Source organism: Cupriavidus sp. UYPR2.512 (assembly GCF_000379565.1).
Taxonomy (GTDB): domain Bacteria; phylum Pseudomonadota; class Gammaproteobacteria; order Burkholderiales; family Burkholderiaceae; genus Cupriavidus.
Window position 1 is genome coordinate 40,639 of the sequence record NZ_KB903153.1, and the last position, 11,401, is coordinate 52,039.

The 11,401-nt window shown below is 68.1% G+C and carries 7 protein-coding genes; 1 reads left to right on the plus strand and 6 read right to left on the minus strand.

Annotation, left to right across the window (positions count from 1 at the left end; translation table 11 throughout):
* Positions 1-74: 74 nt before the first annotated feature.
* The 5 genes from A3A5_RS0126220 to A3A5_RS0126240 all read right to left on the minus strand — a co-directional run bounded on the left by A3A5_RS0126220 (position 75) and on the right by A3A5_RS0126240 (position 7,088).
* A complete protein-coding gene (locus A3A5_RS0126220) occupies positions 75-1,457 on the minus strand; it encodes an HlyD family efflux transporter periplasmic adaptor subunit (protein ID WP_018313442.1) in 1,383 nt (460 codons plus the stop codon).
* Positions 1,454-4,066: an FHA domain-containing protein gene (locus A3A5_RS0126225; protein ID WP_018313443.1), complete on the minus strand. Its 2,613-nt coding sequence runs from the start codon at positions 4,064-4,066 to the stop codon at positions 1,454-1,456. The genes A3A5_RS0126220 and A3A5_RS0126225 overlap by 4 nt, the downstream gene beginning before the upstream one ends.
* A 225-nt stretch (positions 4,067-4,291) precedes the next feature.
* Positions 4,292-5,812, minus strand: a complete 1,521-nt coding sequence (locus A3A5_RS0126230; RefSeq protein WP_026201144.1) for an efflux transporter outer membrane subunit — start codon at positions 5,810-5,812, stop codon at positions 4,292-4,294.
* A 364-nt stretch (positions 5,813-6,176) separates the two neighbouring features.
* On the minus strand, positions 6,177-6,605 hold the full coding sequence (locus tag A3A5_RS0126235) for a DUF4399 domain-containing protein (RefSeq protein WP_018313445.1): 429 nt from the start codon (positions 6,603-6,605) through the stop codon (positions 6,177-6,179).
* Between the two features lie 57 nt (positions 6,606-6,662).
* A complete protein-coding gene (locus A3A5_RS0126240; protein WP_018313446.1) occupies positions 6,663-7,088 on the minus strand; it encodes a DUF4399 domain-containing protein in 426 nt (141 codons plus the stop codon).
* Positions 7,089-7,951: 863 nt separating this feature from the next.
* On the opposite strand from A3A5_RS0126240, the gene A3A5_RS45800 reads away from it, so the two are divergent.
* Positions 7,952-8,602, plus strand: coding sequence for a formylglycine-generating enzyme family protein (locus A3A5_RS45800; RefSeq protein WP_369797817.1), 651 nt, complete (start codon positions 7,952-7,954; stop codon positions 8,600-8,602).
* Between the two features lie 38 nt (positions 8,603-8,640).
* On the opposite strand, the gene A3A5_RS0126250 is transcribed toward A3A5_RS45800, so the two are convergent.
* Positions 8,641-10,701 carry a serine/threonine protein kinase gene (locus A3A5_RS0126250; protein ID WP_018313448.1) on the minus strand — a complete coding sequence of 687 codons (2,061 nt, stop codon included), beginning with the start codon at positions 10,699-10,701 and terminating at the stop codon, positions 8,641-8,643.
* Positions 10,702-11,401: the final 700 nt, after the last annotated feature.

Here is an 11,401-nt window from a genome sequence, read left to right on the forward strand (position 1 = left end):
GGCTCCTTTGGCGGCCCCGCGCGCTTGCGCGCCAGGCTGCTGTGCTTGTGTTTCCCCCGACTGCCCCGGCAACGCTAGCCGGCCACCTCTCGGAAGGGGTCCAGCCCCAGGTCGATCAGGCGACGTTCGCGCACCACGATCTCCGCAGTCGCGGTCATGCCGTAACGCAACGGATACTTGTTGTCGGCCACGGCGTAGTAGTCGCGTGCCAGGCGCACGCGGCCCTCGTAGACCGGTTGCTTGTCAGGCCCGCCCGGCTTGGTGGCGGGCGAGATGAATTCCAGCGTGCCCTCGATGATCCCGTAGCGCTGGTACGGAAAGGCACTGAACTTGAGCTTGACCGGCAGGCCCTCGCGCAGGAAGGCGCGGTCACGCTCGGCGATGACAATCTTCACCACCGGGCGCGCATCCTTGGGGGCAATGCCGCCCAGCGGCGTGTTGGCCTGTACCTTGTCGCCGCGCTGGGTGGAGGTGACATCGGTGATCACGCCTGCCACCGGCGCCAGGATCAGCAGGAAGTTGTCCTTGTCGATGTTCTCGAAGCGGATGCGCGCCGCCGCGTCCGCCACCAGGCGGGCGGTCTGCACCTGCAGGCGCAGCTTGTCCTCGGTATTGGCGATCTCACGCAGCGCCGCGTCGTACTGCACGCGCAGCCCGGCCAGGTCCTGGCCGCTGCTTTCAAGCTGGGAACTGGCCTGGGTAAGCTCGCGGCCCAGGCGTGCGTCCAGCTCTGCCAGGCGCGACTGCGCCACGCGCAGGTTGTTCTCCGCGTCCTGCGCCGCGGCGCGCTTGGCATCCACCTGCGACTGCGAAACGCCACCGCCACCCGGCAACGCCAGCAGGCGCGCGTAGCGGTCCTGCTCCTGGCGCGCGAATTCCCGTGCGCGCCGGGCGTTCTCGAGGTTGCTGCGCGCTTCCTGCAGCTGCGCGCGTTGCTGTTCGGCAAGCCGTGTGGTGCCTTCGGCGATACGGGTCTCGTGCTGGCGCGTGGCCACGTCGATCTGCTGCTTGAGCGCCGCCGCGCGGCGTTCCATCAGCGCCTTCTTGTCGGGGAACTGCTTCCATTCGCGCTCGGAGTCTTCCAGCTTGAGCTGCGCTTCCAGCGCATTGGCCGCGGCCTCGATCGCGCCGCGCGCATTCAGACGCGCCAGCACGTCGTCCTTGGACACGGGTTGCCCTTCGGCCACGTAGAGGTCGGCCAGCTCGCCGTCCACCGGGGCATAAAAGCGGCGCACCTCGGATTCCGGTGCCAGCGTGCCCTGCGCCGTGACAATGACATCGGCATGCCCGACGAAGGACCACACCAGCCCGCACAACACCAGCGCGAAAGTCGTGACGATGGTCAGCAGTCCCAGGCGCGACGGCTCGGCACTCAACAAGCCAATGCCCTCGGCGCTGTGGTCTTCCAGCGCCTCGGAGAGTGGCTTGAGGCCGCCCTGGCGAGCATCGTCCTTCATGGCTGCCCCGCTTGCTGTGGCGCCGCGGCAGCCGCGGTGGAATCCGGCGCCTTGCCGGTGTCTTCACCGCCGATCAGTTCCAGCTTGGTCTTGAGCACGGCGGGATCGAGCACGGTGCGCAGCTCGCGCAGTGCGTGCCGCTGCTGGTCGGCCTCGGCGCGGATCTCTTCCTCGATCTTGGCGAGCTGCGCCAGGTCGGCGCTTTCCCCCGCACGCAGTTGCGTAAAGATGCGCATGCCCTGGCGCGCGTCTTCCTGCGCCTGCGACAGCAACCGGGCCTGCGCGCGGAACTTCGGCGAGATGCCGGGCTCAAGCCGCTGCTCGCTGCCGATCACGCCATTGCTGCGGTATTGCTTCCATGCGGCGACGGCACTGCCCATCAATTCCCGCGCGCGCCGCAGGGCACTGTCGCGCACGCCGTTGACGTCGGCCTCGACCGCCTTGGCGAAATGGCCGTCTTCGTCGGCATCGAGCATGGCGTAGAAGCCCAGCAGCCGGTCCTCATAGCCCTTGCTGCCGCGCGCGGACTGCAGCTCGGCGTACTGCGCCGCCACCTTCTGCTTGTGCGACAGGTCGCGCGCCAGGTCGTCGGCCCAGGGGCCGCCGCTGATCTGCTTGATCCCAGCGAGCGCGGCGGCGCTGTCGCCCTGCTGCCACGCACTGGCCGCACTGGCATACTGGCGCACCATCTCCGGCGGCGGCAGGCGCGCGGCCAGGTGGTTGAACTGCGCCTGGAACGGCGGCGTGGCGAAGCGGCTGTCGGCGAGCCGCGCCACCAGCGGCCCGGGCCGGCGCGCACGCAGTGCCTGCATCAGCGCGGTGTAGCGGTCCAGGTCTGACTGCACGTGGTCCAGCCCGGCCAGGCGCGGATACTTCTCGCGATACTCGGCGATGACCGGCGGCAACGCCTCCGGGCGGTCGCGGCCAAGTTCGGCAGCAATGGTGGCGTTCAGCCTGTCGATCGCTGCCAGGTAGACCGAGGCGTCGTTCTGCAGGCGGCGCACGTCGCTGAGCGCATCGGCATAGCGATCGCGGAACGCCGGCACCTCGGCCGCGATGCGCCCGAGCGCGCGCTGGTGCGCGATGGTGTCCTGGTTCCAGTACGCCAGCAGTTGCCGGATCGGCACCTCGTCGGTGTAGAGGCGGATCGGCGCGTCGGCGCCGCGCTGCGCGGTGAAGCGTTCGAGCCGGCCGATCCAGTCGAGTTCCGCCACCAGCGGCCGCGCATCGGCATTGTGCGCGCTGAGCTTGCGCATCCGGGCCAGCACGGCATCGGCGCCGCTGAAATCGCCGGCCTTCAGCCTGGCGGCGAAATCGGGCACGCCAGCACGGATCAGTGCCTCGGTGCCGATGGCCTGCACCTGGGCATCGTCGGGATGACGCGCCAGGTAGTCGTCGGCGGCCTGCGCCGCACGGGCGTGGTCGCCGGCGGCAAACAAGGCCTGCACTTCGCGCTCCGCCGCACCGCGCCAGTACACGGCCGCGCCCGCCAGTATCGCGAGCAACAGCAACGCGCCGCCCCATCGCCCCGCGCGCCGCGTGCGTGCGGGATCGTCCAGGCCGAATAGCCTGGCGCCTTCCGCAAGCAGCAGCGCGGCACGTCCGCGCTTGCGGCGTGCCTGCGCGCCGTCGTGCGCCGCCGTGGCCGCCGCGGCCTGTGCGTCGGCCTCGGCGTTGACCTCGTCGTCCTGCTGCGCCGCATAGTCGACGCAGAAGATGTCGAGGAAGGAATCGGCCGCGCCGACAAAGGTGGTGCGATCATCCTCGTCGCGTGCGGCCGGCGCCGGGCAAGCGGCTGGCGTGTCCGGTGCCGCGGCGACGGGCTGCAGCATCGAGCGCGTCGCGGTGGCATCGCCATCGCCTGTGCGCTGGACCTGCGCCTGGTAGACAAAGTGGTTGCCGCCGAACGCGATCAGGTCGCCGTCGTCCAGCGGCACGCCGTGGTCTGCCAGGCGCTTGCCGTTGACGAAGGTGCCGTTGGTGCTGCCCAGGTCTTCCACGAATGGCACGCCACCCTTGAGGTATACGTGCGCGTGGCGCCGCGACAGGTAGTTGACCTGCTGCGGATAACTGTCGCGGTAGCGCGCGAAGGCATCGTCGGCCTTGCTGATCAGGTACGGGAAGCCGTCCACGTGCAGCGGCTGCAATCCGACATCGCCGCGTTCTGGCACCAGCGTCACCGCCACCCGCGGCGGCTCGGGCTGCGGCGCGCGCGGCGACAGCCGGACACGGAACGACAGCGCAGGCCCGAAGGCCACCTCATCGCCATCGCTGAGCTGCGCCGGCTGGCGCGCCACCGCCGCGCCGTTCACGCGCGTGCCGTTCTTGCTGCCGAGATCCGCCACATAGACCGCGCCATGCTCGGCGAAGATGCGCGCATGCCGGCGCGACAGCGGCGCGGCCAGGTCTTCCGGGTAGGCGGCGAACGGCAGTTCGCTGCGGCCGACGGCGAACAGGTCCTCGTCGATGCGGATCTCGCCCAGCTCGGGGCGCGCGACGGGCGTCAGGAATACATCGAATTCCTGCGCCAGATCCTGAGAGAACTCCCGAGCGAATCCCTGGGCCATTTTCACCGGCATTTCCATGATCAGTGCTTCGTCAGGAGCCATGTTTCCAGCAAGCCAACAGCGCGGCTGCCGCGGCGGCAGGCCAGGGGTGAAGCGACTAAGAACATAGTAGGCGACGGCTAAGGCTAGTCAATCGGCCGCGGGAACGCGCGGTTGGCACGGGAGCGGCACATGCAGCGGGGCCAGTGGCCAGGGCTACAGTCGCGTTGCGCAACGCGTTGCTGGCGCCGGCATCACTTGAATCCTCCACAGCATCGTTGGCAGCACTTATTGCGGCGGATTCGAGGCCGCGTTGCGCACATCGGTATCGGGCCAGCCACCGCCAAGCGCCTTGTACAGCGTGACGGTGTCGGCCAGAATCTGTTGGTGGACCGCCAACAACTGCAGTTGCGCGGCCAGCAGCGAGCGCTCGGTCTCAAACACTTCCAGCTGCGAGACCACGCCCTCTTTCAGTTGCGCCTCGATCTGCGCGGATACGACGCGCAGCTGCTCAACCTGCTGCTGCAACTCGATGCGCTGCTTCTTGTGCGCGTCGACGTTGACCAGAGCGCTCTCCACCTCTTCGAACGCGGTCATCACAGTGCGGCCATATTCGTTTTCCACCACGCCCACCTGCGCCTCGGTGGTCTTCACGCGCGCCCGCACGTTGGGATCGAGCATCGGCAGGTTGATGCTGGGCATCAGGCCGAAGGTGAAGGACTTGAGCAGGGAGTTCAGCGCAATGCTGGCGGCGCCGCCGCTCGCGGTCAGGCTGATGGTGGGCAACTGCGCCAGGCGTGCCTGGCCGACGATGTTGTAGGCCGCCAGCACGCGGTATTCAGCGGCCACCACATCCGGACGGCGCGCCAGCAGCTGCGACGGCAGCCCGGCCGGCACTGCGGGCGGCTGCACGCGGTCCTGCAGGCGCCCTGCCGGAACCTTGAGATTGCCCGCGGGCACGCCGACCAGCGTCGCCAGCGCGTTTTCGGCCACATCGCGCGAGCGGCGCAGTTCGAGCAAGTCCTTGTTGAGACGGTTGATTTCCGCCTGTTGCTGCATCACGCGGATCTTGGGCACCAGGCCGTTCTGGTACATCGCCTGGAAGGTGGACAGGATCTGCCCGTTCTTGGCGACGGTGCGCGCTTGCTGCTCAATCTGCTCGTCGAACTGCAGGATCTGGAAGTAAGTGGTCGATACATTGGACACCAGCGTCAGGTAGCCGGCACGCCAGTCGGCCTCGGTCGCGTTGAATTCAGCGGTCTGCGCCTGCACGCCCTTCTCGACCTTGCCCCAGATATCGATGTCCCAGTTCAGCTGGGCGGCGGCGTTATAGGTCGTAATGGACTTCTGCCCCGAGGTCTTTTGGAAGTTCGCGCTGGCGCCGATACCGATCACGGGCAGCGCTCCCGCGCGGGCCTCGCCGATCTGCGCGTTGGCCACTCGGATGCGCGCCGCCAGCACCTTGATGTCGTAGTTGCCGCCCAGTGCCTGTTCGATCAGCTTGTTCAGGTAGGGATCCTTGAAGCCGTGCCACCAGTTGGGCTGCACCGCTTCGGCCGGCGACACCGTGATCGAACCCTGGCGCGTCCATTCGGCCTTGGCCGGGATTTCCGGGCGCTGGTACACCGGCGGCCGGAAGTCGGCGCAGCCTGCCAGCAGCGCCGTGCAGGCAGCCAGCGCGGTCAGCCAGGCAGTACGGTGCGGCGCGGCGGTTGACGTAACCCCGGGCGAGGCAATGATGGATTCGGGCACGATGAGTTCCTGCGTGCGACGGCGGCGGGCGGCATGCACTTGAGTTATCCATGGCATGCCGGGGGCCGCGAAGTCTGTCTGTATTGTGGTGCGCGCGGACGCGCGCACCAACCCCGAGATGCATGAGGTCAGCGGAAGGTGTTGTCTTGGGGGTTGGTCTCGCATCGGGTTGGAAGAGACAATCGCAGGGAGCATGCCAGCTCCAGCGCCATGCCCGCGCGGATCACGGAAGTGCCTGTAAACACGGGGGTTTTTCATTGCCGCCGGCGCCGGCCGCGGATGCGCGGCGAGCTGGCGTCAAGGCGTACTGGCGGGGCGCAACCAACAGATCGCGCGTCGGTGTTGGATGGCACGCGACACTTGCGGAGCCGGCGCAAAAAAACGGCGGCGCACGCGCGCCGCCGTCACCGCAAGGTCCGGGTCACTTCACGTAGATCGTGATCTTCTTCGAATATACCGGCGGGTTGGTGGGAATGTGCTTGTCATCGCCCATCAAAAGCTGCAGCGTATGCTTGCCAGGCGGCAGCTCGATCATGGTCTCGGTCTCCCCCGCCCCGAAATGCAGATGGTTGCGGTCATTGGGGATTTCCTTGTCCATCGGCGGCAGATCCGCATCGACCAGCAGATGATGGTGCCCGGTATTGCGATACTTCACATCCTTCGGCGCCACCCCCATGTTGCGCAGCCCAAACCACACCTTGAATGGCTTGCCCGCGGGCATCGTCTGCCCGTCGTTGGGCCAGCCGATATACAGGTAGGCGTTGGGCGGCGCCGGCGTCGAGCCACCCTGCACCACCGTGGACAGCAGCAGGCTGGCGGCAAAGACAGCCGCGGCAAGTAGTCTGGACATGGTGCTCTCCCCTGTTTGCTGATCGGCCTGGTTCGGCATCTGCGGCGCGCTGCACCGCTATTTCACCGTGACCGTGATCTTCTTTGAATAGATCGGCGGCTCGAACGGCACGTGCTTGGCATCGCCCATCAGCAACTGCAGCGTGTGCTTGCCGGGCGGCAACTCAACGCGCGCGTCGGTCTCGCCCGCGCCGAAGTGCAGGTGGTTCTTGTCCGAAGGGATTTCCTTGTCCAGCGGCGGCAGTTCGGCGTCGACCAGCAGGTGGTGGTGCCCGCAGCGCGGCGACTCGACACCCTTGGGGCAGACGCCCATATTGCGCAGGCCCATGCGCACCCAGAACTTGCCGCCGCTGATGACGGTGCCATCGTGCGGCCAGATGATGTAGGCCTCGGCATTGGGCGGGGCTGCCGTCGACAGCGAAAGCGACGGCGCAGCGGCCAGGGTGGCAGCCGCCAGCAGGCGGAACAGGAATCGTCTGGACATACGCGGCGCCTCCCGGAAACAGTCCGAAACCCGATCACGTTGTCCCGAAAGCCCATTCTTGTTGCTTGTTGGTCAGCGCTCGGCGATTCGTCATTCAGGTTAGGTCGCAAGCCCGGAAAAAGCGAACCCGGCGCGTCGCGGCGCCATGGCAATGCCCCGCCGGAGACACAATCGCTGTGCTATCTTGAAGCAAGCCGGTCGACGTCTCGGCAACACCACAATGCGCCCCCGACGCATGTGCCGGCAGTTACCGGCATGCAGCGGGATCGCCGCGGCTCCAGCGAGGTGTGAAGATGTGGCGCAATCTACCAGTCGTATGCGCGGCCATGGCCGCCATGGCCGCGATCCTCGCCGCAGCGCCGGTGCCTGCGCCTGCGGCCACCGCTGCCGCAGGCCCCGCGGCCACGGAACCGCTGCTGCTCGCCGGCATCATGCCCAAGAACACCGACGAGCAGTACGAGCTGAGCTTCTGGGAATCGATCAAGAACAGCAATTACGCCGGCGACTACGAGGCCTACCTGAAGCAGTACCCCAACGGACGCTTCGCGGTGCTGGCCAGGGCGCGCCTGGAGCGGCTGGCGGCGTCCGCCTCCGCACCCAAGGCCCAGGCGCCAGCCTCGCCGCCCCGCTCCGGCACCTCTGCCGGGGGCCAGGTCACGCGGCCCCCGCCCCCTCCGGCACCCGCCGCGGCAGCGCGTCCGGCATCGCCGCCCGCTGCGCCACCTGCCGCGCCACCGGCAACGGCATCGCCGCGCCCGGCCACGGCGGCGGCCGGCGCGGTCAGCACCACATTGCGCACCGGCGAGATCCGCGATTGCCCGACCTGCCCGGTGCTGGTCTCCTTGCCGGCCGGCAGCTTCACCATGGGCAGCAGTGCGAGCGATCCCGCCGAGAAGCCCCCGCATCACGTCACCATCGGCCAGCCGTTTGCCATCGGCCGCTATGAGGTCACGGTCGAGCAATGGAATGCTTGCGCTGACGCCGGCGGCTGCCAGCGCGTCCCCACCGTCGCCGACAGCCCGAAGACCGCGCCGGTGCGTGATGTCAGCTGGGACGACGCGCAGCAGTACGTGGCCTGGCTCAGCAAGACCACCGGCAAGGCCTACCGGCTGCCCACCGAGGCCGAATGGGAATACGCAGCGCGCGGCGGCACCGCCAGTGCCTACTGGTGGGGCGACCAGATGCGCAAGGGCAATGCCAACTGCAAGGACTGCGGCGACCCGTGGAGCCAGGACGCACCGGCCGCGGTCGGGACGTTCGCCGCCAATCCATACGGCCTGCACGACGTCAACGGCAGTGTGTGGGAATGGGTGGCCGATTGCTGGCACAGCACATACAAGGGCGCGCCCGCCGACGGGCGCGTGTGGAACGAGAACGCCTGCGGCGCACGCGTGATCCGCGGCGGCTCCTGGCGCGAAGGCGCGAGCTACATGGTGTCGTCCACGCGCTTCAAATACAGCCCCAGCGTGCGGCAGTCGCAGAACGGCTTTCGCGTGGCGCGCGACATGAAGTAGCGGCCGGCGGAACTGGCAAGCCCGCCAGGCGGCGGCAATCAGCGCGCGCGCGTGGAGATCTGCACCAAGTCCGCGCTGATGCGGTCCCGCCCATAGGTGCGTGCCATCTGCGCCAGCGGCTTTTCCAGTGCCTTCAGATAGTCCTTGTGCAACTCGACGTCTGCGCGCAGGCCCTCGAACAGCGGCGCGGGCGTGGTCAGCAACACCACCAGCTCGGTGCCGAAAGGCCGGGAGATGATCCAGTCGCCACCGTCGCCAACCGTGGCACCATGGCCGGGCGGCGCCTGGTGGGCGGGCACGCGCGCACTCGGCACCATGTGCGCCACCTTGCCATCGGCCGCGAAGTAATCGACATAAACATAAGAGTCGCGCGCCGGCGTGCGCAGATCCAGCACCAGTGGTGAACCCTCGGTCAGCTGCGTGCCCTGGCCGCGTAGCCGCAGCGATGAAGCCGTGCCACCCTCGCGGTGGCCCGACCAGTATGGCGCGATCAGGGTGGCCACGTCGCATTTGTCGGCAGCCAGCGGCTGGGTGTCGATCGACACGCCCTTCAGCGCCTTGACGCCCGGCAACGCGCTGAGCTGCTCGCGCAGCCGCGCGGCACCCACGCTCTCGGCCAGGAAGCCGCGAACGCGCAACGTCTGCGCCTGCTGGGTGGCGGTCAGCAGCGAGCACGGCACACCGGCCAGCATCTTCGTGACGTCGGCCATCGACAGCACTGCCGGACGGGCAGGCGGTGCGGGCGGGGTGACCGGCGCCGCCGGCACAGGCGCAGCCGGGGCCTCCACGCGCGCGTCGCCAGCCGGCGCTGCGGCCTGGCGCTGCGAATGCCACGCGTAGTAGCCGATCGCCGACACGCCCGCCAGCACGGCCAGCACGGCCAGCACGCCGCCGGCCAGCAGCGGCGAGGGGCGCCGCGTGGACACCACCGGCACCGCGCTCATGCCATGCAGGAAGCGCGCGACGGTGGGGGTGCGCGTTTCGCGGTCGAGCGATAGCGACTCACGCAGGGTCTTCCATTGCGTGCGGCTCAACTGCGGCGGCTGCGCCGGCTTGAGCCCGGCGTCGCGCGCCTGGTTGGCCGAGAGCCGCTGGTACGGATGCTTGCCGGTCAGCAATTCATAAGTCACGCAGGCCAGCGCAAAGATGTCGTCGCGCGGGTCGGGCTCGCAATGGTCGAACATCTCCGGGCTGGCGTAGGCCGGCGTCATGCCACCCAGCGAGCCGGGATCGAACACCGTCCGGTCGGATTCGTCGGCCGGCGGCAGGAAGCCGCGCGCAATGCCGAAGTCGATCACCTTGACCTCACCGTCGGCGGTCAGGAAGACGTTGGCAGGCTTGAAGTCGCAGTGCACGAAGCCGCGCTCGTGCGCGTACGCCAGCGCATTGCCCATGCCGTTGATGATCGGCATGGCACGCGCCATCGGCATGCCGGTGAAGCCCGGGGCCTTGAGCACATGGTTGAGCGACGAGCCTGACAGGTATTCCATGGTCAGGAAGACCACCGGCCCGTCGCGGTCGAAGTCATAGACGGTGACGATGTTCCGGTGCGCCAGCGTCTGCGCCTTGCGCGCCTCGCGCTGCAGCGCCATCAGCGACTTGGGGTGCCCGCTGAACTGCAGGTTCAGCACCTTGATGGCGATATAGGGCTTGCGGTCCGAGGCCTCCAGCTTGCGCAGGTCGAGCGCCTTGTAGACCGTGCCCATGCCGCCCACGCCCAGGCATTCTTCCAGCACGAAGCGGCCGTTCAGCGTATCGCCCACGCCCTTGGTATGCGCCGCCTGCGGCAGCGTGCCCGGCTCGGGCGAGGTCGCATACAGCGAGCCCGTCTGCGTGCCGGCCAGGCGCGTGGCTTCGGTGGCGCCGTCGTACTGCGTGGCGCCGCGGCGCTCGATGCGCCGCATGACTTCGGCATAGACCGCGGGCGGGAACGGGAAGCGCGTGTTCTCTTCAATAATCACGCGCGCGGCCTGGCTGGGCGTGGTGGGGTCCTGCGCCAGCGCCGTTTCGAACGACGCAACAAACTCGTCGTCGGAGAGACCACCGTTCTGGAACTTGCGGATCAGGTCTTTGAGACTGGCCACGGGATGCCCCGACATGGTTGCTGGCAGGGCCCGCCCCACAGCGCGGATATGCCCTGTCCTCGATGGATACTAGTGCGCACCCAAGGCATGCGCAATCCATGCGAGGCCGGCGTGCAACGCAGCGCGCGTGCTGCCTTTGCCAATCACGGCAGCTACAGGCCGCCAGTGTCGCGGCCGCGCCAACACCAGCGCCCCGCCTGTTGGCTCCGGCCCGTCACCCGCGGCGCGCGGTACAGCCCATTGCCAGTGCGCGCGAACCGACATCGAGAATAGATCCCCATGTTTTCAGGCAGTTGCGCATGCGTTCTGGGAAATTCTAATAACGACCGAAGCGCGGCCCCAAAGTCCGTGACGAAAAGACCCGCCCGGAATAGGGCGGGTTATGCAATCCGGGTTATGCAGTCCAAGTCTCCGGAATCATCATCCTAGGACACCCCCTAGGGACCACCATGNCGACCCGCTCAGACTTGGCCGGAGAAGGCAGTGGAAGATCGCGTAGGTGGTATCTTCCGCTGCGGACTCCGAGGTGCGTCGCCACCCGTTGAAGCGGGGGGCGACGCATCTCGATCCCGTTACAGCGCGGCCAACTGGGTGCCGTTGCCGAAGTTCTGCATGGTGGGCATCTTCAGGCTGAGGTGCGAGCTCGCGTCGATGGTGTTCACGGTCGGCCCGACCTGCAAGCCGATGGTCGGGCTGGCAAAGCCGCCGCCGCCGA

Coding starts and splice junctions, on each gene's coding strand:
- A3A5_RS45800 (WP_369797817.1), top strand. CDS start 7,952: ATGGGCAGCAGTGCGAGCGATCCCGCCGAGAAGCCCCCGCATCACGTC.
- A3A5_RS0126250 (WP_018313448.1), bottom strand. CDS start 10,701: ATGTCGGGGCATCCCGTGGCCAGTCTCAAAGACCTGATCCGCAAGTTC.
- A3A5_RS0126230 (WP_026201144.1), bottom strand. CDS start 5,812: ATGCCATGGATAACTCAAGTGCATGCCGCCCGCCGCCGTCGCACGCAG.
- A3A5_RS0126220 (WP_018313442.1), bottom strand. CDS start 1,457: ATGAAGGACGATGCTCGCCAGGGCGGCCTCAAGCCACTCTCCGAGGCG.
- A3A5_RS0126235 (WP_018313445.1), bottom strand. CDS start 6,605: ATGTCCAGACTACTTGCCGCGGCTGTCTTTGCCGCCAGCCTGCTGCTG.
- A3A5_RS0126225 (WP_018313443.1), bottom strand. CDS start 4,066: ATGGCTCCTGACGAAGCACTGATCATGGAAATGCCGGTGAAAATGGCC.
- A3A5_RS0126240 (WP_018313446.1), bottom strand. CDS start 7,088: ATGTCCAGACGATTCCTGTTCCGCCTGCTGGCGGCTGCCACCCTGGCC.